Origin of the sequence: Streptomyces sp. CC228A (assembly GCF_021390935.1) — a bacterium.
Classification (GTDB): domain Bacteria; phylum Actinomycetota; class Actinomycetes; order Streptomycetales; family Streptomycetaceae; genus Streptomyces.
This window is the reverse complement of sequence record NZ_JAJPUI010000002.1, coordinates 70,771-97,746: the sequence shown is the minus strand read 5'-3', so window position 1 is coordinate 97,746 and position 26,976 is coordinate 70,771. Positions and strand designations below refer to the sequence as shown.

The following is a 26,976-nucleotide window of genomic DNA, read 5'->3' as shown; positions in this document are numbered from 1 at the left end:
GCATTCCGGGCTCGCTGCCGTGCCTGCCGCCGCCCTGGCAGGGCCTGTCTGCCTCGCCGTCATCGCCGTCCTCGCCTGCCGTGCCTGCCGCGCCTGCTGTCCCTGGCTGGGCCTGCCGCTGCCCCGGCTGGGCCTGCGTGCCGTGCCTGCCGCGCCTGCTGCCCCTGGGGAGGACCTCGGCCTCAGAGGGTGCCGCCCGGGGCCGGGTCCGGGGGCGCATCCGTGATCAGCGAGGGCCCAGGGGCGGAGGCGTCCCCGCGTCCGGGAGGGAACCGGCGCCGGCCGGGGGCGTCCCCGTGGCCAGGCGCGGTGCCTGCGCGGCCGCGGGCGCGCCCTCCGAGACCGGAGGCGCGGCGGACGACGGCCCCGCGGCCGTGTGCGGCGGCGCCTCCACGGGCCCGGCCGCGGCCTGCCGGGCGAGCAGGAAGCCCGCCTGGAAGCGGCTGGTCGCGCCGAGCTCCTCCATGAGCTCCGACACGCGCCTGCGGCAGGTCCGCAGCGACATGCCGAGCTTGCGGGCGATCACCTCGTCCTTCGCCCCCGAGACCAGCCACCGGACGACAGCCTCCCGCAGACAGCTCTCGGTGGCCTTCGAGTACGAAGGGGCGAACGGCTCCGCCATGTGCCACAGGTGCCCGAACACCGCCGCGAGGAACGCCACCACGGACGGTTCCCGCACCACCGCGGTCGCCTCGGGGTCGTCCGGCACGGGCAGGAACGCCGCCGCGCCGTCGAACACCAGCAGGCGTCCGAACAGCCCGCCGAGGGTGCGGATCTCCGCCCCCGCACCGCCCACCTCCTCGGCGTACCGCTGCGCCTCCCGGCTGTGCCGGGCCGTGTGCTGGTACAGCACCCGCAGGCGCACCCCCCGCTCCAGCAGCTCCAGGTCGCGGGCCGCCTCGCTGCCGGGCCGCCGGCACCCCGGGTGCCCGACGGGCCGGGCGGTCAGCACCTCCTCGGTACAGCGGGCCGCCGCGTCCGCCACCAGCCGCGCCACCCGGTCGTGCGGCCCCACCACCTCCACCGCGTCCGGGGCCCGCCGCCGGCGGTGCGCCTGCTCGTACACCGGCCCCAGGGCCTCAAGGCGTGCCCTGGCGCGTTCCAGGGCGTCCAGCCGCCGCCGCAGCCGGCCCTCCTCCGGGCCGATCAGCTCGGCCGCCGCGGTGTACGGGCTGACCGCCCTGATCCCCCCGGCCGCCTCCGCGGTGGCGAGCCGGTGGTCCGTCAGCTCCGCCAGCGCCTCCTGCACTTGCCGCTGCGAGACGCCGAGCGCCGCCCGGACGGACTCCGGGGTCGCCGCGCCCCGTTCCAGCAGATGGGCGTAGGCCCGCCGGGCCGTGTCGCCGAGGTCCGACGGCGTACTCGTGAACGTGTTCATCGTGCCCCCTCACCTTCCTGCCAGGCCGCTTGCTGAACGGGGCGGACCCTGGACCGGAGGTCCGTTCCCCACGCATTCTTGAGGCGCCGGGAAAAGGCGCCGGAAAACATCGGCCGCCGTATTACCGGAGCTGAATTCACGTTCAGTCGAAGCAATGGCATGAAGCTCGCTCGGTCTGTCCGTACACCAGGGCGAGGCCCTGCCCCCGCGCCCATCCTAGGAGAGTTGAGACCGCTCTCAATGGTTGCCTGGTGGCGTTTTCCGGACAGCTGTCCTTATCCCGGAAGGGTGCTTTTCCGCCACCCGCGGAATTGCCCTGCGCGACGGGCCGGACCGGGTACTCCGCGAGAAGGAAAGAGGAGAGAACCGTCATGAACCTGCGCCGCAGGCGTATCGCCACCGTCGCCGTCAGCTCGGCCGTCCTCACCGGCCTCGTCCTGCCGACCGCCGCGCTCGCCGCGCCGCCCGGTCCCGCCCCCGCGCAGGGCGTGGTGACCGGCCAGGCGGGAGCCCGGGCGGGGAAGGCGGATGTCGCCGTCGCGATCCTCGACATCACCAAGAAGCTCATCGGCATCGTCACCGACGCGATCGAGCGCAAGCAGAACCGCAGCGGCTATGTGAAGAGCCTCATGGAGGGCGCCTTCTACGAGGCCGGACAGCGGTACAACGTCATGGTCATCAACAACGCCAACCGCCATACCGCGCACCTCAGGGGCGTCGTCTACGACGCCAGGATCAGCGGCATCCACGGCACCTACCGCGTCATCGTCTTCGAGTCCGGCACGTTCACCAACCACGGCGACGGCGGCTGGATCAACTGGGCGTTCCGCGGCTGGTTCGACCGCGACGGCGGCCACGTGACGTTCCGCCGCTCCTGGTGACCGGCGCCGCCGATCCGGCGGGACCCGCCGACCCGGCGGGATCCGTCGCCGCAGCCGAACCCGCCCACCACGTCGCCTCCGCCAGCGCCGCCCGCACGGGCCACCCCGCCGGCCCCCACGGCGCCCGCCCGGCCCCTCCCGGTCGTGCCGCCCATTCCGCCGCCGCCCGCCCCGAACCCCTCACCCGTACGCGCCTCCTGGCCCGCACGTGCCCCCATGCCCGTACCCGTACACGTACCCGTACCGCACCCCGTACCGAAAGGAACCGCGACACCATGCGACGCAGCACCACCCTGGCCGCTCTCGCCCTCACTTCGGCCGCCGTCCTCGGCGGCGCGCTTCCCGCCCAGGCGGCCGAGCGGCCGACAAGCGCGGTCCCCGCCCCCGCCTCCGCCTCCGCCTCCGCCAAGGGCGTCAGCGTGAAGGTCTCCATGGACCAGCTCGGGGCCGGCAACCGCATCGCGGACGCGATCCGGTCCATCAAGACCGACGACCGGGGCCACTTCGTCCGTGAGGCCGTCAACAAGGCCTTCGACGCGGCGGGCGGCCGACACAACGTCATGCTGATGAACCTCAGCCAGGGCTACCAGGAACGCCTCCACGGCAAGCGCCTCTACGCGAACGTCCAGTGGGGCAACATCTACTACGGCCTGTGGATCGCGGAGTCCGGCCGGTTCACCAACCAGGGCGACGGCGGCTGGATCAACTGGGGCTTCAAGGGCTGGTTCGACCGCGACGGCGGCCATGTGACGTTCCGCCGCTCCTGGTGACGCCGCGTCACCCGGGCCGGCACCCGCCGCGGGCACTAGATTGACGGGTGCACGGACGTGTGGGCCTGGCTGGTCAGGGGGCAGGGAATGGACAGGGACGGTACGTCGTACGAGGCACGGGGCGCGCACGCCGATCCCGTACCACGCCCGGCCGCGCCTCCGGAACCGTCCGCCCCGCCCCCGGGGCCGGGCCCGCACCCGCAGGACGGCCCGGCGGCCGCGCCCCCGGTGCCTCCCGTGCCCCGGCACGCGCCCCGCCCGGCTCCCGGCGCCGGCGGCGGCACCAGGGCGGCCTCGGTCCTGGAGTGGCTGCGCACCCCGCGGCCCGAGGCCGAGCCCGGCGTCTGGCGCTTCGGCCACCGCCCGCGGCCCGAGCAGGAACCCGACCTCGTGCCCGCCAGGCAACTCGTCAGCGGCGCGCTCATCGCGTACCTCTGTGGCTGGCTCTTCTGGTCCCTGCTCTGGAACGGCTACCTCCAGTTCGGCTGGATCTTCACCCGCAACTGGTGGGTCCAGCCGATGTTCTGGCTCGTGCCGACCGAGTGGACGAACGTCCACCACCCGCAGTACCCGCTGTTCGTCGTCCTCACCTACCTCTACTACGGCCTCGTGCTGGCCCTGATCGCCTTCGGCATGGGGCGCCTGGGCAACTGGGGCGAGCTGTGGCGCCGCTACGGCGTGCCGCTCTGGCCGCTGTTCGTGCTGCTCCCCGGCGTGTGGCGGGCGATGCCGCGGACCGTGGAGTGGCTGACGTGGTTCTCCAACCTGTACTACGTGGCGCTCACCGCCGCCGTCATCGCGGTCGTCGGCCGCGCCGCCGCTGGCCCGTCGTCGCCCGCCGCGGCCGCCGCGGCGCCCGCGACACGCAGCCGGACAGCCCCGAAGGGGCGGCCGACCCCGCCGAGTGGCCTGACCTGCGGGACGCAGGCCTCACCGAAGCCGCCGCCCGGCTCGCCGAGGCCACCCGCGCGGGCGCGCTCGGCGACGTCGACTACGCGCGCATCCGGCGGGCCTGGGAGGGCGTACGCACCCACCCCGCCCGCCTCGCCGCCTTCACCGAGGCCGTGCGCGCGCACGGCGCCGCCGCCTGCGCCCACCCCTCCGGCCTGCGACCTGCCGACGCGCACCGCCACCCACGACCTCGTCACCGGGCAGGTGCGCATCGGCACGGCCGCCGACCACCCCCGCAACCCCTACGCCCGCCGCACCACCGGCGTCGCCCTCGAACCCCAGCTGCTCGGCACCTCCCTGCTCGCCATCGGCCCCGCCGGGTCGGGCAAGACCGAACGGCTCACCCGACCCGTCACCGAGTCCCTGTGCCTCCAGGCCCTCGCGGGCCGCGCCGCCGTCGTCGCCGTGGCCGCCAGGGGCACCCGCCTCGCCCCCGACGACGCCTTCGACGCGGTCATCGCCGTCGGAGACCCCGAGGCCCGGCACGACCTCGACCTGTACGGCGGCGCCGAGGAGCCCGACGACGCGGCCCGGCTCCTCGCCGAAGCCCTGGCCGGCGACCTCCTCCCGGACACCCGCCGCGCCGCCACCGCCCTGGCCCAGCTCATCGGGCCGTACCGCGCCGCGCACGGCCACTTCCCCGGCGTACCGGAGCTGCGGGAACTCCTCGGCGGCGCCCCCGGCGCCCTCGCCGCGCTGCGCGCCGCCGTCGCCGGCGACCCGGCCCAGCTGCGGGACCTCGACGCGCGGGCCCGGCAGGCCGAGCGCGGGGACGACGTCGCGGTGCTGCTCGCGGAGCGGATCGCCTTCCTGGACCGGCCCGCCTTCGCACACGTCTTCCGCACCGACGGCCCCGCCGCCCGGCGGGAGGCACCCGCCGACCCGTCCCGCAAGGCCCCCGCCCCCACGCCTCCCGCGGACCGCCCCGGGCGGCCCTTCTCCCTGCGGGCCATCGAGCACCCCGTGCGGGTCCGCGTCGACCTGCCGGAGCGCGGCCACGCCGAGGCGTCCCGGATCGTCGCCCGGCTGGTGCTGGCCCAGTTCACCGAGGCCGCGCTCGCCCGCGCCGACCGGTCGCTGTTCGCCTGCCTCGTCCTGGACGACGCCACCGACACCGTCAGCGCCGACGCCGTGCGCGGCATCCAGCGGCTGCGCTCCGCCCACGCGGGCGTCGTCCTGGCGCTGCGCACCCTGGAGGACGTGCCGGAGGCCCTGCGCGGTCCGCTGCTCGGCGCGGTCGGCTGCCGCATGGCGTTCGCGGGGCTGGCGCCCTGGGACGGCGGCCGATTCGCCGAGGTGTGGGGCACCGAATGGGTGCAGACCCGCGACATCACCAACCGGCAGATCATCGCGGACGAGCCGCTGACGCGGTTCCTGCACGCGCTGCGCCGCCTGGTCACGGGCCGCGCCGCCACGGCGGAGGCCGTCACCGTCCGCGAGGTGGAACGGCAGCGCTGGTCCGCCTCCGAGCTGGCGCACGGGGTCCCGGCGGGCCACGCGGTGCTCTCGCTGACCCGGGTCCAGGGCGAGCACGTCCCGCCGCTCCTCGTCGACCTGCGCGGCTGACCGCTCGGCGGCGTCCCGCCCGTACACCGCCACTCGGCCCACATGCCCGCACACCGCCGAGACCGGTAGCCGGCCCCGCTCACCCCCGTCGGCAGGCGGCCGGGCCCGCGCACCGCCGCGCGCCGGCGGAGGGGCCCGTACGGCACGGGTGCCGGAACCGTACGGCCGCGGGGCTGGCGCCGCCCGTACGGCGGCGGCGACCGGGGCCGGTCTGTACGGCAGCGGGGGCCAGGGGCGGGGCCCGTACGACGGGCGGAGGCCGGCGACCGGGCCCGCAGGGCCGCGCACCGTCACGCGCCACCGCGCCACCGCGCACCGGCGACCGGGTCCGGACGGGGGCGGGGGCCGTGCACGCCGCCACCGCGTGCGCCGACCGGAGAGGACGCCCCATGAGCGACAGTCGTACGTCCTGGCAGAATCGAGGAGAGCCGTTCATACGGGACGGCGCAAACCCCCCCCGCACTCCCGCCCCCTCCCGAAGGCCCGCCGGTTCATGCCGCTCACCCTCGCCTCCCTCGTCCAGCACTCGGCGCTCAAGCTCACCGTGCGGGCGGGCGAGGACCGCCTCGACACGCCCGTCCGCTGGGCGCACGTCAGCGAACTCGCCGACCCCGTGCCCTACATGGAGGGCGGCGAGCTGCTGCTGACCACCGCCATGACGCTCGACGCCGAGAACGTCGAGGCGATGCGCCGCTACGTGCGGCACCTCGCCGGCGCGGGGGTCGTCGGTGTCGGCTTCGCCGTGGGCGTCAATTACGACGCCCTTCCCCAGGCGCTGCTGGACGCCGCCCTGGAGGAGGACCTGCCGCTCCTGGAAGTGCCGAGGCGCACCCCGTTCCTCGCCATCTCCAAGGCGGTCTCGGCGGCGCTGGCCGCCGACCAGTACCGCGCGGTCACCGCCGGGTTCGAGGCCCAGCGGGAGCTGACCCGCGCCGCTCTCGCGGAGGGCCCCGACGCGGTCGTCGCCCGCCTCGCGGCGCACGTGGACGGCTGGGCCGCGCTGTACGACGCGTCCGGCGCGGTCGTCGCCGCCGCGCCCGACTGGGCGGCGCGCCGGGCGGCCAGGCTCGCCCCCGACGTGCAGCGGCTGCGTGAGCGCGCCGCGCCGCCACCGCCGTCGTGGGCGGCACCGACGACCGCGTGGAGCTCCAGTCACTGGGCACGGGCCGGCGTGTGCGGGGCGCGCTCGCGGTCGGCACGGGCGCTCCGCTCGGCACGGCGGAGCGGTACGCCGTGCACTCCGCGATCGCCCTGCTGACCCTGACGACGGAGCGCTCGCGCTCGCTGCAGGCCGCCGAGCAGCGGCTGGGCGCGGCCGTGCTGCGGATGCTGCTGGCCGGCCAGCCCGACCACGCCCGCACGGTCGCCGGGGAGCTGTACGGCGGGCTGCTCGACGCCCCGTTCCGGCTGGTCGTCGCCGAGGCCGGGAGCGACCTGGACCCGGCGGCCGAACCGCCGCTCGCGTCCCTCGCGGACACCCTCGAAACCGCCGCCGCGGGTGCGGGCGAGGCCGTGCTGGCCGTGCCCGAGGGCGTCGACCGGCTGGTGGTCCTGGCGGCGGACGGGGGAGCGGTGGTCGCCGCCTGCGAGGCGTACGGGGAGAAGGACGCGGAGGAGGCCGGGGCGTTCCTCGGGCTCTCCGCCCCCACCGGGCCGATAGCCGCGGCGGGCGCGTACAAGCAGGCCGAGCAGGCCCTCTCGGTGGCCCGCCGCCGGGGGAGGACCCTCGTCGAGCACGAGGAGCTCGCGGCGGGTTCCCTGCTGCCCCTCCTCGCGGACGACGCCGTACGGGCTTTCGCGGACGGCATGCTGCGCGCGCTGTACGAGCACGACGCGACCGGCCGCGGCGACCTCGTCGCGTCCCTGCGCGCCTGGCTCTCCCGCCACGGCCAGTGGGACGCCGCGGCGGCGGACCTGGGCGTCCACCGCCACACGCTGCGCTACCGCATGCGGCGCGTCGAGGAGATCCTCGGCCGCTCGCTCGACGACCCGGATGTCCGCATGGAGCTGTGGCTCGCCCTGAAGGCGACGGGGGACCAGCCTCCCGCACCATGAGGGCCCCCGAACCGGCCCGCATCACCCCGGCCCGGGGCCCGGGAACCCCCCAGGCAGAGTGAGCCGACGGGCAGAGTGAGCCGACGGGCAGAGTGATCCGGCGGGCAGAGGGCGCCGTCGGGTAGAAGGAGCCGGCGGGCAGGACGAACCGGCGGGTACGGGCACCCACCGGGCAGGACGAACCGGCGGGTACGGGCACCCACCGGGCAGAGGGCGCCGTCGGGCGCCGGAAGCCACCCACCGGCCGCACCCTCCACGCACCGGCCCCGTCCTTCGGCGCCCGGCCACACCCTCCGCGTACCGGCCCCGCCCTCCGGCGACCGGCCACACCCTCCGCGTACCGGCCCCGCCCTCCGGCGACCGGCCGCATCTCCGCTGCAACCGCTCCATCCCCATGCGCTCGGCCCCGCCCTCCACGCGCCGGCCCCGCCCTCCACGCGCCGGCCCCGCCCTCCACGCGCCGGCCCCGCCCTCCGGCGACCGGCCATCCCCAGCTCCCGTCCTCGTCCCCGATAGCGACCCTGCCTGCCCCCAACACCCACCTCACTGCCCGAATCCGGGCAGAATCTTTGCCATGCCGACCGGTTGATCTTTAGTCTCCTGCTCATGACAACCCCTGCCGCCGAGTCGGTGTCCGCAGCGCCGGTCGACCCGGCCCCTCCCGCCCCCCGCCGCCGCATCACCGGTGCCGTCTGGGCCGCGCTCGCGATCGTGTACGTGGTGTGGGGCTCCACCTACCTCGGTATCCGCGTGGTCGTCGAGACCATGCCGCCCTACCTCTCCGCCGGGGCGCGGTTCGTCACCGCGGGACTGCTGCTCGCCGCGCTGCTCGCCTGGCGGCAGGGGCCGGCCGTGCTCAAGGTGACCCGCGCCCAGCTGGTGTCCGCCTCCGTCGTCGGCCTGCTCCTGCTGGTCGGCGGCAACGGCCTGGTGGTCCTCGCCGAGACCTCCATCCCCTCAGGGCTCGCGGCCCTGCTCATCGCCGTCGTCCCCGCGTGGGTCGTGCTGCTGCGCACCGCGTTCGGCGAGCGGCCCGGCGCCGGCGCGTACCTCGGCGTCCTCCTCGGCCTCGCGGGGCTCGCCGTCCTCACCCTGCCCGGCCTCAGCGGCGACATCCACCTGGGCGGTGTCGTCCTGGTGATCGCCGCGACCCTGCTGTGGTCGACGGGGTCGTTCTCCTCGTCCCGGATACCGATGCCGGGGAACCCCTTCACCGCCAGCGCGTACGAAATGGTGGCCGGGGGCATCGGCTGCCTCCTCGTGGGGCTCGCGCGGGGTGAGCAGCACGGCGCCGACCTCGCCGAGGTGTCCGCCCGGTCCTGGACGGCCTTCGCGTACCTCGTGGTCTTCGGGTCGCTCATCGCGTTCACCGCGTACGCGTGGCTCCTGCAGCGGGCGCCGCTCTCGCTGACCGCCACGTACGCCTACGTGAACCCGGTCGTCGCCGTCCTGCTGGGCGCCCTGATCCTGGACGAGGCGCTGACCTGGCCGCTCGTCGTCGGCGGCACGATCGTGGTCGCCGGGGTGTGCCTGATCGTCAGCACCGAACGGCGTACCTGACCGCCCCCGCATCTGCCGAACCGGCGGATCGGGACCCCCGACCACTCCACGCCGGACAAACCCGGACGCGGCTCCTCGCGCCTACCGTGTCCCCTGAGACCACGCGAACGCGCGGGGAACACCCAACTCCCCCACAACTCGGAAGGGCCCGGGACCGCGATGACCGCCACCCACGCCTTCTGGCTCGCCGGCCGCCAGGCCACCGGCGACGCCACCTTCGACGTCACCTCCCCCTGGGACGGCCGCCTCGTCGGCCAGGTCAGTGTGCCCACGGAGGCCCAGGTCGAAGAGGCCGTGGCCGCCGCCCACGCCGTCCTCGACGAGTTCGCCGCCACTCCCGCGCACGTCCGCGCCGCCGCCCTCGACCACGTCTCGAAGCGGCTCGCCGAGCGCACCGAGGAGATCGCGCAGCTGATCTCCGCGGAGAACGGCAAGCCCGTCAAGTGGGCCCGGGGCGAGGTCGGCCGCGCCGTCTCCGTCTTCCGCTTCGCCGCAGAGGAGGCCCGCCGCTTCAACGGCGGCGACGCCCAGCGCCTCGACACCGACGCCGGCGGCACCGGCCGACTCGCCCTGACCCGCCGCTTCCCCAAGGGCGTCGTCCTCGGCATCGCGCCGTTCAACTTCCCGCTGAACCTGTGCGCCCACAAGGTCGCCCCGGCCATCGCCGTCGGTGCCCCCATCATCCTCAAGCCGGCCCCGGCCACGCCGATCTCCGCGCTGATCCTGGGTGAGCTGCTGGCCGAGACCGACCTGCCGGCCGGCTCCTGGTCCGTCCTGCCGGTGCCCAACGACCGCATGCCGGCCCTGGTCCAGGACGAGCGCCTCCCGGTCATCTCCTTCACCGGCTCCGACAAGGTCGGCTACGCCATCCAGCAGTCCGTGCCGCACAAGCACTGCACCCTGGAGCTCGGCGGCAACGCCGCCGCCGTCGTCCTCGCCGACTGGTCCTCCGAGGAGGACCTGGACTGGGCGGCGACCCGCATCGCCACCTTCTCCAACTACCAGGGCGGCCAGTCCTGCATCTCCGTGCAGCGCGTCATCGCGGACGCGTCGGTGTACGACCGGCTCGTCCCGAAGGTCGTCGCCGCCGTCGAGGCCCAGGGCACCGGCGACCCGTCCGACGACGCCACCGACGTCGGCCCCCTCGTCAGCGAGGACGCCGCCAAGCGGGTGGAGTCCTGGGTGGACGAGGCCGTCAAGGGCGGCGCGAAGCTGCTGACCGGCGGCAAGCGCGAGGGCGCCACCTACGCGCCGACCGTCCTCGCCGACCTGCCCGCGGACGCCACCCTCGCCTGCGAGGAGGTCTTCGGCCCGGTCCTGACCCTGCACCGGGCCGATGGCGAGGCCGCCGCGTTCGCGGAGGTCAACAACTCGAAGTTCGGCCTCCAGACGGGCGTCTTCACCCACGACCTGCAGACCGCCTTCCGCGCCCACCGCGCCCTGGAGGTCGGCGGCGTGATCATCGGCGACGTCCCCTCCTACCGCGCCGACCAGATGCCGTACGGCGGCGCCAAGCAGTCCGGCGTCGGCCGCGAGGGCGTCGCCTACGCGATGGACGACTACACCTACGAGCGGGTCCTGGTCCTCACGGGCCTGGCCCTCTGACAGCCGCCCCTCACCCGGACGGCCCGCAAACCGACGGCCGGAGCCCACTGTGCGGGGGCTCCGGCCGTCTCCTCGTATTTTCGTACGCGCCGTCATCGGGTAATACGGATGGGTAGCCCCGACCGGCAGGACGACCGGTCGGCCGCCCCCGATCCGCGGCGAGGTGAGCCCCCATGCCCGGCCCCCACCAGCAGCCCAGAGTGTCCGAGCGGGAAGCCCGACAGGTTGCCGAGGCGGCCCGCGAGCAGGAGTGGCACAAGCCCAGCTTCGCCAAGGAGCTGTTCCTCGGCCGCTTCCGGCTCGACCTCATCCACCCGCATCCGCTGCCGAGCCCCGAGGACGCCCAGCGCGGCGAGGAGTTCCTCGCCAAGCTCCGCGACTTCTGCGAGACCGAGATCGACGGCGCGCTCATCGAACGCGAGGCCCGCATCCCCGACGCCGTCGTGGACGGACTCAAGGAACTCGGCGCCCTCGGCATGAAGATCGACACCCGGTACGGCGGGCTCGGCCTCACCCAGGTGTACTACAACAAGGCCCTCGCCCTCGTCGGCTCCGTCAGCCCCGCCGTCGGCGCCCTGCTGTCGGCCCATCAGTCGATCGGCGTACCGCAGCCCCTGAAGATCTTCGGCACGCAGGAGCAGAAGGACACCTTCCTGCCGCGCTGCGCCCGCACCGACATCTCCGCGTTCCTCCTCACCGAGCCCGACGTCGGCTCCGACCCGGCCCGGCTGGCCACCACCGCCGTCCCCGACGGCGACGACTACGTCATCGACGGCGTCAAGCTGTGGACCACCAACGGCGTCGTCGCCGACCTCCTGGTCGTCATGGCCCGCGTACCGGCTTCCGAGGGCCACAAGGGCGGCATCACCGCGTTCGTCGTGGAGGCGGCCTCCGAGGGCGTCACCGTCGAGCACCGCAACTCGTTCATGGGGCTGCGCGGCCTGGAGAACGGCGTCACGCGCTTCCACCGGGTCCGCGTGCCCGCCGCGAACCGCATCGGCCCCGAGGGAGCCGGCCTGAAGATCGCCCTGACGACCCTCAACACGGGCCGGCTGTCCCTTCCCGCCATGTGCGCGGGCGCCGGCAAATGGTGCCTGAAGATCGCCCGCGAGTGGAGCGCCGTCCGCGAGCAGTGGGGCAGGCCGGTGGCCCGGCACGAGGCCGTCGGCTCCAAGATCGCCTTCATCGCCGCGACGACCTTCGCCCTCGAAGCCGTCCTCGACCTGTCCAGCCAGATGGCCGACGAGGACCGCAACGACATCCGCATCGAAGCCGCCCTCGCCAAGCTGTACGGCTCCGAGATGGCCTGGCTCATGGCCGACGAACTCGTCCAGATCCGCGGCGGCCGCGGCTACGAGACCGCCGAGTCCCTCGCCGCCCGCGGGGAGCGCCCGGTCCCCGTCGAGCAACTCCTGCGCGACCTGCGCATCAACCGCATCTTCGAGGGCTCCACGGAGATCATGCACCTGCTGATCGCCCGCGAGGCCGTCGACGCGCACCTGTCGGTCGCCGGCGACCTCGTCGACCCCGACAAGCCCCTGGCCGACAAGGCGAGGGCGGGCGCCCAGGCCACCGCCTTCTACGCCCGGTGGCTTCCCAAGCTGGTCGCGGGCCGCGGCCAGGTGCCCGGCGCGTACGCCGAGTTCCATCCGAAGGGCCACCCGGACCTGTCCGCCCACCTCCGCTACGTGGAGCGCACCTCCCGCAGGCTGGCCCGCTCGACGTTCTACGCCATGTCCCGCTGGCAGGGCCGTATGGAGACCAAGCAGGGCTTCCTCGGCCGGATCGTCGACATCGGCGCCGAACTCTTCGCGATGAGCGCGGCCTGCGTCCGCGCCGAACTCCTCCGCTCCCGCGGCGACCACGGGCGGGCCGCCTACGAGCTGGCCGACGCCTTCTGCCGCCAGTCCCGGATTCGGGTCGAGGAGCTGTTCGGCCGCCTGTGGGCCAACACCGACGACCTGGACCGCAAGGTCGTCAAGGGCGTCCTCGCGGACCGCTACACCTGGCTGGAGGAAGGCGTCCTCGACCCCAGCGGCGAAGGCCCCTGGATCGCCGACGCCACCCCGGGGCCCAGTACCCGCCCCAACCTCCACCGCCCCATCCGCTGACCGCCCACGGGCCGACCGCGGGGCGCCGGCCCTCGCGCGGCGTGCGGGCCGGGCCTGGTGACCGCCCCTCGGCCGGCGCCGGGCCACGGTCCTCGTCCGGCGTACGCACCTCGTCCTTCGACTCGGTCGGGTGCGGGCCCCGGTCCTCGTGCGGCGTGCGGGCGCCTGGTCTGCTGTCCTTCGACGGACGGCGGGCACGGGTTCTCGCGTGCCCCGCCTTGGACGGCTGTCCGCCGGTCGGGCGCGGGGCGCCGGCCCTCGCGCGGCGTGCGGGCCTGGTCTGTCGACAGCCGGTAGGGCGCGGGGGCTGCTCCTCGTACCGCGTACGCACCTGGTCCGCCGACCGGCGGCCAGGCGCGGGCGCCGGTCCTCGTACGCCCGTGCGCGGCCCGGTCCGGTGGGTGGCACCCGGCTTCACCCGGTGAGCCCCCGCTCGTACGCCGTGCGCGCCCGTCCGGTGACCGCCCGCCGGGCGCGGCCGGGCGGTCCCCTTGCGCGTACGTGCCCCGCCCGTGCCGCCCGCCCCGGCGGGGGTGCGGGCACGGGCACCCGCCTGATGCCGCAAGAATGGGTCCATGAGCGACAGCGCACCCGCACCCCTCGCCGACCCGCACATCGCCTTCGACCCGTCCGAAGGCCGCCGGGACATCGTCGTCCTCGGCTCCACCGGGTCCATCGGCACCCAGGCAGTCGACCTGGTCCTGCGCAACCCCGACCGGTTCCGCGTCACCGCGCTCTCCGCCGCCGGCGGACGCGCGGGACTGCTCGCCGAGCAGGCGCGCCGGCTCAAGGTGCGCACGGTGGCCGTGGCCCGCGAGGACGCGGTCCCCGCGCTGAGGGAAGCCCTGGCGCAGGCGTACGGCACCGAGCCGCAGCCGGAGATCCTCGCCGGTCCCGACGCCGCGGCCCAGCTCGCCGCGTCCGAGTGCCACACCGTCCTCAACGGCATCACCGGCTCCATCGGCCTCGCCCCCACGCTCGCCGCCCTCGAAGCGGGCCGCACGCTCGCCCTCGCCAACAAGGAGTCGCTCATCGTCGGCGGCCCGCTGGTCAAGGCCATCGCCAAACCCGGGCAGATCATCCCGGTGGACTCCGAGCACGCCGCGCTCTTCCAGGCGCTCGCCTCCGGCACCCGCGCCGACGTCCGCAAGCTGGTCGTCACCGCGTCCGGCGGCCCCTTCCGCGGCCGGACGAAGGCCGAGCTCGCCCACGTCACCCGCGAGGACGCCCTCGCCCACCCGACCTGGGCGATGGGGCCCGTCATCACGGTCAACAGCGCCACGCTCGTCAACAAGGGCCTGGAGGTGATCGAGGCGCACCTGCTGTACGACATCCCGTTCGACCGCATCGAGGTCGTCGTCCACCCCCAGTCGTACGTGCACTCGATGGTGGAGTTCACCGACGGCTCCACCCTCGCCCAGGCCACCCCGCCCGACATGCGCGGCCCCATCGCCATCGGCCTCGGCTGGCCCGAACGCGTCCCGGACGCGGCACCCGCCTTCGACTGGACCAAGGCGTCCACCTGGGAGTTCTTCCCGCTCGACCACGACGCCTTCCCGTCGGTCGGCCTCGCGCGGCACGTCGGCGAGCTCGGCGGGACCGCGCCGGCCGTGTTCAACGCTGCGAACGAGGAGTGCGTCGACGCCTTCCTCGCCGGGCGGCTGCCGTTCGACGCCATCATCGAGACCGTCACCGAGGTCGTCGCCGAGCACGGCACACCCCGGGCGGGAACCTCACTGACGGTGACGGACGTCCTTGAGGCAGAGGACTGGGCCCGGGCCAGGGCCCGCGGACTGGCGGTCGAGGCCGCGAAGACGACAGTGCAGACGGCGGCGGAGGTTCGCGCATGACGGTGTTCCTGTACATCCTCGGCATCGCGCTGTTCGCTGTCGGACTGCTGGTCTCCATCGCCTGGCACGAACTCGGCCACCTGTCCACGGCCAAGCTCTTCGGCATCCGCGTGCCCCAGTACATGGTCGGGTTCGGCCCCACGCTCTGGTCCCGCCACAAGGGGGAGACCGAGTACGGCATCAAGGCCATCCCCATGGGCGGCTACATCCGCATGATCGGCATGTTCCCGCCCGGTGGCGACGGCCGGATCGAGGCCCGGTCCACCTCGCCGTTCCGCGGCATGATCGAGGACGCCCGCGCGGCGGCGTACGAGGAGCTGCAGCCCGGCGACGAGAAGCGGCTCTTCTACACCCGCAAGCCGTGGAAGCGCGTCATCGTCATGTTCGCGGGCCCCTTCATGAACCTGGTGCTCGCCGTCGCGCTCTTCCTCGGCGTCGCCATGACCTTCGGCTTCGCCACCCAGACCACCGAGGTCGCCGGCGTCCAGAAGTGCATCATCCCGCAGAGCGCCCAGCGCGACACCTGCGCGAGCGGCGACGCGGTCTCACCGGCCCACGCCGCCGGCCTCAAGGCCGGCGACCGCATCGTCGCCTTCAACGGGGAGCCCGTCGACGACTGGGACACCCTGTCGGCCCGGATCCGCGACACCATCGGCCCCGCCACCGTCACCGTCGAGCGCGACGGCAGCCGGGTCACCCTCACCCCGACCCTCGCCAGCAACAGCGTCCACGCCAAGGACGCCGACGGCGAGGTGATCCCCGGCAAGTTCGTCGACGCCGGCTACCTCGGCTTCGCCGCCAGGACCGAGATCCTGCCGCTCACCTTCGGCGAGTCCGTCGACCGCATGGGCGACATGATCGAGGACAGCGCCCACGCCGTCGTCGCCCTGCCGTCGAAGATCCCCGACCTGTGGAACGCCACCTTCGGCGACGGCGAACGCAAGGCCGACTCACCGGTCGGCATCGTCGGCGCCGCCCGTATCAGCGGCGAGGTGATGAACCTCGACATGCCGACGCAGAACGTCATCGCGACGTTCCTGCTCGTCCTCGCCACGTTCAACCTGTCGCTGTTCCTGTTCAACATGCTCCCGCTGCTGCCCCTCGACGGCGGCCACATCGCGGGAGCGCTGTGGGAGTCCGTACGCCGGAAGGCCGCCCGGCTGCTGCGGCGCCCCGACCCCGGCCCCTTCGACGTCGCCAAGCTCATGCCCGTCGCATACGTCGTCGCGGGCCTCTTCATCTGCTTCACGCTGCTGGTGCTGCTCGCCGACATCGTGAACCCGGTGAGGATCTCGTAACCGAACACCTGTCACGGGGGACGCACGGCCAGGCGCACACGAGCGCCCGGCCGCCCCCTTCGGGGTGGCACGCATCAGCGCAATGTGCTGGCGGGAGCACGCCACCTGTAACCTCAGAGGCCTGAGCCCGCCGCTTCCAGGACCTCGTCAGGACCTCCCACCATCTTGGGGTTGCACAGCAGATGACCGCGATTTCTCTCGGTATCCCGTCCGTTCCGACCAAGCTCGCCGAGCGCCGCAAGAGCCGGCAGATCCAGGTCGGGACCGTGGCCGTCGGCGGCGACGCTCCCGTGTCGGTCCAGTCGATGACGACGACCCGGACCTCCGACATCGGCGCCACCCTCCAGCAGATTGCCGAGCTGACCGCCTCCGGCTGCCAGATCGTCCGCGTCGCCTGCCCCACGCAGGACGACGCCGACGCCCTCCCGATCATCGCGAAGAAGTCGCAGATCCCGGTGATCGCGGACATCCACTTCCAGCCCAAGTACGTGTTCGCCGCGATCGAGGCCGGCTGCGCGGCGGTCCGCGTCAACCCCGGCAACATCAAGAAGTTCGACGACCAGGTCAAGGAGATCGCCAAGGCCGCCAAGGACCACGGCACGCCGATCCGCATCGGTGTCAACGCCGGCTCCCTGGACAGGCGGCTGCTCCAGAAGTACGGCAAGGCCACCCCCGAGGCGCTCGTCGAGTCCGCCCTGTGGGAGGCGTCCCTCTTCGAGGAGCACGACTTCCACGACATCAAGATCTCGGTCAAGCACAACGACCCGGTCGTCATGGTCAACGCCTACCGCCAGCTCGCCGCGCGCTGCGACTACCCGCTGCACCTCGGCGTCACCGAGGCGGGCCCCGCGTTCCAGGGCACCATCAAGTCCGCCGTCGCCTTCGGCGCGCTGCTCTCCGAGGGCATCGGCGACACCATCCGCGTCTCCCTGTCCGCGCCCCCGGCGGAGGAGGTCAAGGTCGGCATCCAGATCCTGGAGTCCCTGAACCTGCGCCAGCGCCGCCTGGAGATCGTCTCCTGCCCGTCCTGCGGCCGCGCCCAGGTCGACGTGTACAAGCTGGCCGACGAGGTCACCGCCGGCCTGGAGGGCATGGAGGTGCCGCTGCGGGTCGCCGTCATGGGCTGCGTCGTCAACGGCCCGGGCGAGGCCCGCGAGGCCGACCTCGGCGTGGCCTCCGGCAACGGCAAGGGCCAGATCTTCGTCAAGGGCGAGGTCATCAAGACCGTGCCCGAGTCGAAGATCGTCGAGACGCTCATCGAGGAGGCGCTGAAGATCGCCGAGCAGATGGAGAAGGACGGCGTGGCGTCGGGCGAGCCCGAGGTCTCCGTGAGCTGAGGCCGCGCCGCCTCCCCGAACAGGCCCGTGGGCCCCGCCGCGCTTGCGCCGGGGCCCACACTGCTGCGCCGGGGCCCGTGCTGCCCGGGGGCTCCCCGGCCCCCGCGCGGCGGCCCGAACCCGCAGCCCGCCTCCGCCCTGAGCCTCCGCCGCGGAGCCCGATGCCTGCGGAGTCCGACGCACGCGGAGCCCACGCCCGCAGTGCCCACGCCTGCGGAGCCCCACGCCCGCGGAGCCCGCCGCCCGCGGAGCGCCGCGCTCCGCCCGGTGGGGCCGAGCCCAGTCACCGCGCGGGGTCGGCGCCGCCCCCTGCAGCCCGTACGCCGTGCGTCGGGGCGGGCCCCGCGGCGGGCCCGGAGCGGGCGGGAGCCCGCCGTGCCGGAACGCCAGGTACAGTGCGGAGACTGACAGACCACTGGTGAGGCCCCCCGTGTTGACGCACACCACCACCCGGGTCCTCGAACCCGGCGACCTCGGCGCCGCGCTCGCCGTCCTGGAGAGCGAGCCCGTCAACAACGCCTTCGTCACCGCCCGCGTCCGGGCCGCCGGCCTCGACCCCTGGCGGCTCGGCGGCGAGATGTGGGGCTGGTACAGCGAGGGCAGGCTGCGCTCCCTCTGCTACGCGGGCGCCAACCTCGTCCCGATCTGCGCCACCCCCGAGGCCGTACGGGCGTTCGCCGACCGCGCCCGCCGTACCGGCCGCCGCTGCTCCTCCCTCGTCGGACCCGCCGGGCCCACCGCCCAGCTGTGGCAGCTGCTCGAACCGAGCTGGGGCCCCGCCCGGGACGTCCGCCCGCACCAGCCGCTCATGGTCACCGACCAGCCCGCCGCCCGCGTCGAGCCCGACCCGCTGGTCCGCCGCGTCCGCAAGGACGAGATGGACGTGATCATGCCGGCGTGCGTGGCGATGTTCACGGAGGAGGTCGGCGTCTCCCCGATGGCCGGGGACGGGGGGCTGCTCTACCAGGCCCGGGTGGCCGAACTGGTCGGCGCCGGCCGCTCGTTCGCCCGTATCGAGGACGGCAAGGTCGTCTTCAAGGCCGAGATCGGCGCCGCCACCCCGCAGGCCTGCCAGGTGCAGGGCGTGTGGGTCGCGCCCGAGTACCGCGGCCGGGGCCTGTCCGAGACCGGCATGGCCGCCGTCCTGCGGTACGCGCTGGCCGACGTCGCGCCGGTCGTCAGCCTGTACGTCAACGACTACAACGCGCCCGCCCGCGCCGCCTACCGCAGGGTCGGCTTCCGGGAGGTCGGCGCGTTCATGAGCGTGCTGTTCTAGGGTTCGCCCCATGGATGACGACATGGCGGCCGCCGAGCAGGTCACGGTCGGCCCGCTCGACCTGCCCGCACGGGTGGACGAGGCCCTCGCCGTGCAGGCCCTGGCCTTCGGCCTGACCGCGGGCGAGGTCGCGGTACGCCGGCACATCGTGCTCCGCCACATGGCCTGCCCGGGAGCGCGCGCCCTCGGCGCGACCACCCCCGCCGGGCGGCTCGCCGGCTTCGTCTACGGCATGCCCAACGACCGCGCCCACTGGTGGTCGACCGTCGTCCAGCCCTACCTCGTCCGCGAGGGCAACGACGGCTGGCTGGACGACTCCTTCGTCATCACGGAACTGCACGTCCACCCCGACCACCAGGGCCGCGGCATCGGCACCCGGCTCATCACGGCCCTCACCGCCACGGCCCGCGAACCCCGCTCGATCCTCTCCGCCATCGACGCGGAGAGCCCCGCCAGGCGCCTCTACCGGACCCTCGGCTACGTCGACCTGGCCCGCCGCGTCCACTTCCCGAGTGCGACCCGGCCCTACGCGGTGATGGGCGCGGAACTCCCGCTGCGGCACCCGTGAGGCGGTTCGGCGGCCGGGGCCGCGCGGAAACGGGCCCAACTGATTTCCGCCTCCCGCCGTCGCCCGGCTAACCTCCTGCACATCACACTTTTCACCGCAGGAGAGTTCCCCATGGCCCAGGTCCAGCGCATGTCCCGGTTGATGGTCAAGACACTGCGCGACGACCCGGCGGACGCCGAGACGCTCAGCCACAAGCTGCTGGTCCGCGCCGGATACGTCCGCCGCAACGCCGCCGGCATCTGGTCCTGGCTGCCCCTCGGCAAGAAGGTGCTGGAGAACGTCGCCCGCGTCGTGCGCGAGGAGATGGACGCCATCGGCGCCCAGGAGGTCCTGCTGCCCGCGCTGCTCCCCAAGGAGCCGTACGAGGCGACCGGCCGCTGGGACGAGTACGGCGCCGAGCTCTTCCGCCTCAAGGACCGCAAGGGCGCCGAGTACCTCCTCGGCCCCACCCACGAGGAGATCTTCACCCAGCTGGTCAAGGACCAGTGCACGTCCTACAAGGACCTGCCGGTGATCCTCTACCAGATCCAGACGAAGTACCGCGACGAGGCCCGCCCCCGCTCCGGCATCCTGCGCGGCCGCGAGTTCCAGATGAAGGACTCGTACTCCTTCGACACCACCGACGAGGGCCTCGCCGAGTCCTACCGCCTGCACCGCGAGGCGTACGTGCGGATCTTCGAGCGGCTCAACCTGCGGCACAAGATCGTCTCGGCTGTCTCGGGCGCCATGGGCGGCTCCGCCTCCGAGGAGTTCCTCGCCCCCGCGGCCGCCGGCGAGGACACGTTCGTGTACTGCCCGTCCTGCGACTACGCCGCCAACACGGAGGCCGTGACCTTCGCCGGCGGCGAGCCGGTCGACGGCTCCGGGCACGGCCCGGTCGAGGAGCTGGACACCCCCGACACGCCCACCATCGAGACGCTGGCCCGGCACCTGGGCGTCCCCGCCTCCGCCACCCTGAAGAACCTGCTGGTGAAGGTGGACGGCGAGATCGTCGCCGTCGGCGTCCCCGGCGACCGCGAGGTCGACCTCGGCAAGCTGGAGGACCACCTCGCCCCGGCCGTCGTCGAGATGGTCACCGCCGAGGACTTCGAGGGCCGCCCCGACCTCGTACGCGGCTACGTCGGCCCGCAGGGCCTGGACAAGGTCCGCTACGTCGCCGACCCGCGCGTCGCCGCCGGCACCGCCTGGATCACCGGCGCCAACAAGCCCGGCACGCACGCCGCGAACGTCGTCTGCGGCCGCGACTTCACCGTCGACGACTACCTGGACGTCGTCGTGGTGGAGGAGGGCGACCCCTGCCCGAAGTGCGGCACCGGCCTGAAGCTGGACCGGGCCATCGAGATCGGCCACATCTTCCAGCTCGGCCGCAAGTACACCGACGCGTTCCAGCTGGACGTCCTCGGGCAGAACGGCAAGCCGGTCCGGGTCACCATGGGCTCGTACGGCGTCGGCGTCTCCCGCGCGGTCGCCGCGCTCGCCGAGCAGACCGCCGACGACAAGGGCCTGTGCTGGCCGCGTGAGGTGGCCCCGGCCGACGTCCACGTCGTCGCCGCGGGCAAGGCGCTCCAGACCGAGCTGGCCCTGGAGGTCTCCGAGACCCTCGCCGAGGCCGGGCTGCGTGTCATGGTCGACGACCGCGCCGGGGTCTCCCCGGGCGTGAAGTTCACCGACGCGGAACTCATCGGCGTGCCCGCCATCCTGGTCGCGGGCCGCCGCTCGGGCGAGCGCGTCGTCGAACTCAAGGACCGGCGCACCGGTGAGCGCGAGGAGCTGACGGTCGAGGAGGCCGTCGCCCGCCTGACCGCCGCCACCGCGTAACCGCCGCCCGCGCCCCCGCCGGGCTCCGGCCGCGAGGCTCAGAGGCAGCCCGCCGTACCGGCGTCGTCGTCCCGCACCGGGATCGGCGGCGCCGGTGCGCGTGCGGGAGCCGGGGGAGCGGCCTGCCGGGCGAGCTCCTCACGCCGTGCGGGCTCTTCAAGGCGTGCGGGCTCCTCCTCCCGGCGCTCGCCCTCCGCCCGGCCGACCTCACGCGTACGCTCCGGGCGGGACTCCGCCTCCCCGGCCGACCGCTCCAGGAAGCGCAGCAGCTCCACCGGGATCGGGAGCACCAGCGTCGAGTTCTTCTCGGCGGCCACGGCCATGACCGTCTGCAGCAGGCGCAGCTGGAGGGCGGACGGCGTGTCCGCCATCTCGCGGGCCGCGTCCGACAGCTTCTTGGACGCCTGGAACTCCGCGTCCGCGTTGATGAGCCGTGCCCGGCGCTCCCGGTCGGCCTCCGCCTGGCGGGCCATCGACCGCTTCATGGTCTCCGGGAGGGAGACGTCCTTGATCTCGACCCGGTCGATCGTCACGCCCCACTCGACGGCCGGGTTGTCGATCATCAGCTCCAGGCCCTCGTTGAGCTTCTCCCGGTTGGAGAGCAGGTCGTCCAGGTCGCTCTTGCCGATGATGGAGCGCAGCGAGGTCTGCGCGATCTGCGCGACGGCGAAGCGGTAGTCCTCGACGCGGATCACCGCGTCGACCGGGTCGACGACCTTGAAGTAGACCACCGCGTCCACCCGCACCGTCACGTTGTCGTGCGTGATGCCTTCCTGGGCCGGGACCGGCATCGTGACGATCTGCATGTTCACCTTGCGCAGGTGGTCCACGAACGGAACGATCATGGTGAACCCCGGGGGTTTCACCTCTCCGCGGAGCCGCCCGAAGCGCAGGACGACGCCTTGCTCGTACTGCTTGACCACACGGGCGGCCGCAGCCACGTACGCCAGCACGGCCGCCACGGCCAGCACCAGCACGGTCACCAGTTCCTCACCCATATGCCCATAGTGCACCCGTTTGGGTGGATATTGGGCTGTCGCGTGCGAGACCCAGGGGCCGGACCGGTCAAGGGCGTCCCACGGGACGCCGGTGCGGTCAGGATCCCGCCCGTCCGGTTGGCGAGGAGGAGTCAGCCTCCCGGGGGCCGGGCCGCGACCCGACCGGTCCGCGACCAGGGCCTGACGGACCCCGGATGCCCCGCGGCCCACGAGCCGGGGCCGCGCCGAGCGCGGACGCCCGCAGCCGCAGACGCAGCCAGGGCTCCGTTTTCTACTGCCGCGGGCAGGAGCCGACCCGCCTGCGGCCGGGTGCGGTGGCCCCCGGACGCGCCGGCCCCTGCTGCGCAGCCGCAGGCAAGGCGTGCCGCCTTCTGCTGTCGCAGGTGGAGCCGCCGTGGCGGGAGCGCCGCCTGCCGGCCGCCGCCTCCTGCTGCCCGCGGGCAGCAGCCCGCCCGCCTGCGGCCGGGTGCGGTGACCCCGAGATCCGCCGCCCCCGGCTCACAGCCGCAGGCAGGACCCCCGCGTCTTGCCGCCGCAGGCAGGAGTCCCTCCGGGGCCGGCCGGGCCCCGCCGCCCCGCCGCTCCGCCGACCCGTCCGCCTTGGCCCGCAGCCGTCCGCCTTGCCCCATAGCCGTCCGCCCCGGCCCGCAGCCGCCGGCCCCGGCCCGCGGGCGTTCGCGGGGGCGCGCCGCCGTCCTCACAGCCAGCCGGCGAACTCCAGCAGCAGTTCCGCATCCCCCCGGCGCCCCGCGGCGAGCGCCCGCGTCGCGGACTCCGCCGCCCGGAACAGCGCCCAGCCGCGCAACCGCTCGCCGTCGACGTCCAGCGACTCCGCCAGCCCCCGGATCCGCCGCCGTGCCGCGGAGGCACCGGAGTCCGCCGCCACCAGGTCCTCCACCCGGTCCCGGACCAGCCGGGCCAGGTCGTACGCCCGCTCGCCCACCACCGGGTCCGGCCCCACCGCCAGCCACGGCGTCCGCTCCCCGGCCAGCACCTTGCCCTGCCGGAAGCAGCCGTGCAGCAGCAGCGCCTCCGACGTACCCGCCAGCAGCTCCTCGCGCGCGCCTCCAGGGCCGCCGCCACCAGCGGGCCGGCCGCCCGTCCGACCGGTACGCCTCCATGGCCGCGGCCTGCCGCCCCGTACGCTCGGCGACCGACGCGAAGCCGTGCCCCTCCGGGGGCTCCACCCACAGCTTGCGTACCGTGCCCGCCGCCTCCAGCAGGGCCTTCGCCCCCGGCAGGGCCCGCAGCGACACCTCCGGCTGCAGCCGCTCCAGGAGCAGCCCGGCGCCCGGCCCCGGCGCGTCCAGCAGGCGCACCGCGCCCCAGCCGTTCCAGTGGGCCAGCGCGGCGCGCTCCTGCTCCGGGGCGGCGCACGGCGGGGCCAGCTTCAGCGCGCCCGGCTCGCCGTCCGGCCGGCGCACGAGGACCACGAGGCTGCTGCGGCCGCCGGGTTCCACAACGCGCTCGGCCGCGACGCCGTGGGCGGCCAGGGCCTCGCGCAGCAGCGCCGGGAGCCGGTCCAGCCACGGTTCGCTCGCGGCGGGGTCGGCCGCTTCCCGCAGTGCCCGGACGAGCCGGCGCGGTGGTTCAAAGGCGGCGTCAGCCATACGTGTCGGTGTTTCCTCTCGTGAGCCGCGTCGGCCTGCGCGGGCCGTCGGGGCTCACGACCGCTCGGCGAGCCCAGGAAAGGCTACGCCGCTGCCCCGCCAGCGCACCGCCCGCACGGCCGCCTCCCGCAGGGCGCCCGCCGCGTCCCGCCGCGCGGCCCCGCCGGAGGCCCGTACGAGATCGGCGTACACGGCCGCCACCCGCTCCTCCAGTTCGGCGGCGAGCCGCACCGCGGCGTCCCCGTCCGCGACCGGGAACGGCAGGGCGTACGCGGCGGCCGCCGCGGCGGGCGTCCCGCCCAGGTCGCGCACGGTCCGGCCCAGGGCGTCCCGGCGCGCGCGGTGCGCCGCGTGCGCGGCGGCGGCCTCCGCCTGCCGGTCGCCGCCGAGGCGGGCGCCGACCACCCCGTACCCGTACACGGCGGCGTGCTCGGCGGCCAGAGCGGCCTGGGCCGCCTCCAGCGGGCTCATGACGCGCCGCCCTCGGCCGGTGCGGCCAGCAGGTAGGCGTGCGCGGCCGACGCGGCGGCCACCGAGGCCAGCAGCCGCGCCAGCTCCGGCGGCGCGCCGTCCAGTGCCTCGGTGTGCGCGCCGGCGGTACGCGACGCCAGCGCGGCGAGCTCCTTCAGCACCACCGACGGATCGGCGGGCGGCCCCGGCGGGTCGCCGGCGGCCGAAGGCGACGGCGCCGCCGCGTCCCGCGCGGCCCCCGCACCCGCGGAAGCCGCCGCCGGAGCGCCCGCGGCCCCGGGCGGGGCGTCCGGCGGGGCGGCCCCGCCCGGCGGAGGTGACGGCGGCGGTGATGCGGGGTCGAGCGCCGCCACATGGCGGGCCGCGGCCTCCCGCAGCGGGGCGAGGCGGGGCCGGAGCGCGGCATGGGCGGCGATGGCGGCGTCGTACCCGGCGAGCAGATCCCGGCTCACCCCCGCCGACCTGCGCCGCAGCGCCTCCTCCGCGCGGCGGGCCCGGTCCGCCGCAGAGGGGCGGCGCGGCGCGGGCCGATCGCCCCCGCCGCCGGAGCAGCCGCCGAGCAACCCGGCAGCCGCCGCACCCGTCGCGGCGAGCGCGCGCCGGCGCGTCGTCCCCGTGCGCTCCACGCGTCACTCCTTCAGGTGGGCCCTTCGAAGATCACCGGACGCGAGCGTACCCGCGGCTCGTCCGGACGTGGACGGCAACACCCCCCGGGACCGGATACCCTGTCGTCTGACACGCGACGAACCCACAACAGCACACGCGGCCGAGGAGTCACCCGGATGAGCACCACCCAGAACGAAAGGCTGCGCGGGCTGCTGGAACCGCTGGTCAGCGCCAGGCATCTCGATCTGGAAGACATCGAGGTGTCCCGGGCCGGCCGCCGACGGGTGCTGAGGGTGATCGTCGACTCGGACGCCGGTGTGGAACTCGACGCCTGCGCCGAACTGAGCCGCGCCATCTCCGACACGCTGGACGAGACGGACGCGATGGGCGACGGCGAGTACGTCCTCGAAGTCAGCTCGCCGGGCGCCGACCGCCCCCTCACCGAGCACCGCCACTTCGTACGGGCCACCGGCCGCCTCGTCAAGCTGCACCTGCACGACGGAGCCGCGGTCGTCGCCCGCGTCCTCGACGTCGACGACGAGGGACTCGACCTGGAGGTGCCGGGGCTGAAGGGCCGCAAGCCCACCACCCGCCGCGTGGAGTTCCCCGAGATCGCCAAGGCGCGCGTGGAGATCGAGTTCAGCCGCAAGGACCAGAAGGAAGAGGAGGCGTAGCCGTGGACATCGATGTGAAGCTTCTCAGGGGCTTGGCACAGGAGAAGGAGATCCCCTTCGAGCTGCTGGTCGAGGCGATCGAGTCGGCCCTCCTCATCGCCTACCACCGCACCGAGGGAGCCCGCCGCCACGCCCGCGCCGTGCTGGACCGGCAGACCGGCCACGTGACGGTGTGGGCGAAGGAGGACCCGTCCGAGCTGGAGGAGGGCCAGGAGCCCAAGGAGTTCGACGACACCCCGTCGGACTTCGGCCGGATCGCCGCCACCACCGCCCGCCAGGTCATCCAGCAGCGGCTGCGGGACGCCGAGAACGACGTCACCTTCGGCGAGTACGCCCGCCGCGAGGGCGATGTCGTCGCCGGTGTCGTGCAGCAGGGCAAGGACCCCAAGAACGTCCTGGTCAAGCTGGACGACAAGCTGGAGGCCGTGCTCCCCGTGCAGGAGCAGGTGCCCGGCGAGGACTACACGCACGGCCTGCGCCTGCGGACCTACGTCGTCCGCGTCGCCAAGGGCGTGCGCGGCCCGTCGGTCACCCTCTCCCGCACCCACCCGAACCTCGTGAAGAAGCTCTTCGCGCTGGAGGTCCCGGAGATCGCCGACGGCTCCGTCGAGATCGCCGCGATCGCCCGCGAGGCCGGCCACCGCACGAAGATCGCCGTGCGCTCCACCCGCGCCGGGCTCAACGCCAAGGGCGCCTGCATCGGCCCGATGGGCGGCCGCGTCCGCAACGTCATGGCCGAACTGCTCGGCGAGAAGATCGACATCGTCGACTGGTCCGACGACCCCGCCGAGATGGTGGCCAACGCGCTGTCCCCGGCCCGGGTCTCCAAGGTCGAGATCGTCGACATGTCCACCCGGTCCGCCCGGGTGACCGTGCCGGACTACCAGCTGTCGCTGGCGATCGGCAAGGAGGGCCAGAACGCCCGCCTCGCCGCCCGCCTCACCGGCTGGCGCATCGACATCCGCCCGGACACCGAGCAGCAGCCCGCGGGCCCCGCGGAGGACTGACCCGACCACCCGTACGGACGCCGGCAGGCGACCGACCCGGAGCCGCGCCCCGGTGGGCGGCCCCGGCGGGGACCGTACGGGAATACGGTGGCGCGCGGTCACGTTGAGCCACCACAGCAGCACGACGTGGTCACCGCGGTGATCACGATCGAGATCACGACAACAGCCGTTCGATTTCCGCCCCCCAAGGGCGGAGTCGGTACGGGGAGGTAGACTTAAGCGTGTCTGGCCGGACGCATGCCTGCGCACGCCCTGAGCGCACCTGCGTGGGGTGCCGGGAGCGGGCGGCCAAGAGCGAGCTGCTGCGCATCGTGGCGGTCGAGGGCGCGTGCGTCCCCGACCCACGCGGTACGCTGCCCGGTCGGGGTGCATACGTGCACCCCGTCCCGTCCTGCATCGATCTGGCGGTCCGCCGCCGGGCGTTCCCCCGGTCCCTCCGGGTCCAGGGTCCGCTCGACACCGCGGGCGTCCGCCACCACGTCGAGCAGGCGACACCGCAAGAAGAGTAAGAAGAAGTACGGCGCGGAGACCCGACCGGGTCCCCCGCGCGGTTCAGGTACCTCGCGAGTGGAAGTAGGTCGAGATT

18 protein-coding genes and 3 pseudogenes are annotated in these 26,976 nt (G+C 74.5%); 16 read left to right on the top strand and 5 right to left on the bottom strand.

Features of this window, described 5'->3' with window-relative positions; all coding sequences use genetic code 11:
- Positions 1-226: 226 nt before the first annotated feature.
- Entirely contained in the window at positions 227-1,378 is a 1,152-nt protein-coding gene (locus L6E17_RS05850; RefSeq protein WP_236239730.1) for a LuxR family transcriptional regulator, read from the bottom strand.
- A 371-nt stretch (positions 1,379-1,749) separates the two neighbouring features.
- Here L6E17_RS05850 and L6E17_RS05845 point away from each other — a divergent pair, with 371 nt between their 5' ends.
- From L6E17_RS05845 to L6E17_RS05785, 13 genes and pseudogenes are all read left to right on the top strand, one after another.
- On the top strand, positions 1,750-2,259 hold the full coding sequence (locus L6E17_RS05845) for a stress protein (RefSeq protein WP_236239729.1): 510 nt from the start codon (positions 1,750-1,752) through the stop codon (positions 2,257-2,259).
- Between the two features lie 275 nt (positions 2,260-2,534).
- On the top strand, positions 2,535-3,029 hold the full coding sequence (locus tag L6E17_RS05840; RefSeq protein WP_236239728.1) for a stress protein: 495 nt from the start codon (positions 2,535-2,537) through the stop codon (positions 3,027-3,029).
- Positions 3,030-3,116: 87 nt separating this feature from the next.
- Positions 3,117-5,546: pseudogene (locus L6E17_RS05835) on the top strand (ATP/GTP-binding protein).
- A gap of 493 nt (positions 5,547-6,039) precedes the next feature.
- Positions 6,040-7,601 (top strand): annotated as a pseudogene (locus L6E17_RS05830) (PucR family transcriptional regulator).
- A gap of 606 nt (positions 7,602-8,207) precedes the next feature.
- Positions 8,208-9,161 carry an EamA family transporter gene (locus tag L6E17_RS05825; protein WP_236239727.1) on the top strand — a complete coding sequence of 318 codons (954 nt, stop codon included), beginning with the start codon at positions 8,208-8,210 and terminating at the stop codon, positions 9,159-9,161.
- A gap of 159 nt (positions 9,162-9,320) precedes the next feature.
- On the top strand, positions 9,321-10,766 hold the full coding sequence (locus tag L6E17_RS05820) for an aldehyde dehydrogenase family protein (RefSeq protein WP_236239726.1): 1,446 nt from the start codon (positions 9,321-9,323) through the stop codon (positions 10,764-10,766).
- 173 nt (positions 10,767-10,939) lie between these two features.
- On the top strand, positions 10,940-12,877 hold the full coding sequence (locus L6E17_RS05815; protein WP_236239725.1) for an acyl-CoA dehydrogenase family protein: 1,938 nt from the start codon (positions 10,940-10,942) through the stop codon (positions 12,875-12,877).
- 575 nt (positions 12,878-13,452) lie between these two features.
- Positions 13,453-14,727 carry a 1-deoxy-D-xylulose-5-phosphate reductoisomerase gene (gene dxr, locus L6E17_RS05810; RefSeq protein ID WP_236239724.1) on the top strand — a complete coding sequence of 425 codons (1,275 nt, stop codon included), beginning with the start codon at positions 13,453-13,455 and terminating at the stop codon, positions 14,725-14,727.
- Positions 14,724-16,025: an RIP metalloprotease gene (locus tag L6E17_RS05805; protein ID WP_236239723.1), complete on the top strand. Its 1,302-nt coding sequence runs from the start codon at positions 14,724-14,726 to the stop codon at positions 16,023-16,025. Before dxr ends, L6E17_RS05805 begins: the two co-directional genes overlap by 4 nt.
- A gap of 182 nt (positions 16,026-16,207) precedes the next feature.
- Positions 16,208-17,362, top strand: coding sequence for a flavodoxin-dependent (E)-4-hydroxy-3-methylbut-2-enyl-diphosphate synthase (gene ispG / locus L6E17_RS05800; RefSeq protein WP_236239722.1), 1,155 nt, complete (start codon positions 16,208-16,210; stop codon positions 17,360-17,362).
- Positions 17,363-17,792: 430 nt separating this feature from the next.
- Positions 17,793-18,638 carry a GNAT family N-acetyltransferase gene (locus L6E17_RS05795; RefSeq protein ID WP_236239721.1) on the top strand — a complete coding sequence of 282 codons (846 nt, stop codon included), beginning with the start codon at positions 17,793-17,795 and terminating at the stop codon, positions 18,636-18,638.
- A gap of 10 nt (positions 18,639-18,648) precedes the next feature.
- Positions 18,649-19,206, top strand: a complete 558-nt coding sequence (locus tag L6E17_RS05790) for a GNAT family N-acetyltransferase (RefSeq protein WP_236239720.1) — start codon at positions 18,649-18,651, stop codon at positions 19,204-19,206.
- Positions 19,207-19,317: 111 nt separating this feature from the next.
- Positions 19,318-21,024, top strand: coding sequence for a proline--tRNA ligase (locus L6E17_RS05785; protein WP_236239719.1), 1,707 nt, complete (start codon positions 19,318-19,320; stop codon positions 21,022-21,024).
- 38 nt (positions 21,025-21,062) lie between these two features.
- Here L6E17_RS05785 and L6E17_RS05780 read toward each other — a convergent pair whose 3' ends face one another.
- From L6E17_RS05780 to L6E17_RS05765, 4 genes and pseudogenes are all read right to left on the bottom strand, one after another.
- Positions 21,063-22,022, bottom strand: a complete 960-nt coding sequence (locus L6E17_RS05780; protein WP_236239718.1) for a slipin family protein — start codon at positions 22,020-22,022, stop codon at positions 21,063-21,065.
- Between the two features lie 697 nt (positions 22,023-22,719).
- Positions 22,720-23,632, bottom strand: a pseudogene (locus L6E17_RS05775) (aminoglycoside phosphotransferase family protein).
- Positions 23,633-23,686: 54 nt separating this feature from the next.
- Positions 23,687-24,103: a ferritin-like domain-containing protein gene (locus tag L6E17_RS05770; protein WP_236239717.1), complete on the bottom strand. Its 417-nt coding sequence runs from the start codon at positions 24,101-24,103 to the stop codon at positions 23,687-23,689.
- Entirely contained in the window at positions 24,100-24,729 is a 630-nt protein-coding gene (locus L6E17_RS05765; RefSeq protein ID WP_236239716.1) for a hypothetical protein, read from the bottom strand. The genes L6E17_RS05770 and L6E17_RS05765 overlap by 4 nt, the downstream gene beginning before the upstream one ends.
- 156 nt (positions 24,730-24,885) lie before the next feature.
- Here L6E17_RS05765 and rimP point away from each other — a divergent pair, with 156 nt between their 5' ends.
- From rimP to L6E17_RS05750, 3 genes are all read left to right on the top strand, one after another.
- Positions 24,886-25,383 (top strand): ribosome maturation factor RimP, encoded by a 498-nt coding sequence (gene rimP, locus L6E17_RS05760; RefSeq protein ID WP_236239715.1) that lies wholly within the window; start codon positions 24,886-24,888, stop codon positions 25,381-25,383.
- 2 nt (positions 25,384-25,385) lie between these two features.
- Positions 25,386-26,390, top strand: a complete 1,005-nt coding sequence (gene nusA, locus L6E17_RS05755) for a transcription termination factor NusA (protein ID WP_236239714.1) — start codon at positions 25,386-25,388, stop codon at positions 26,388-26,390.
- Between the two features lie 221 nt (positions 26,391-26,611).
- A complete protein-coding gene (locus tag L6E17_RS05750) occupies positions 26,612-26,899 on the top strand; it encodes a YlxR family protein (protein ID WP_236239713.1) in 288 nt (95 codons plus the stop codon).
- The last annotated feature ends 77 nt before the right edge of the window (positions 26,900-26,976 follow it).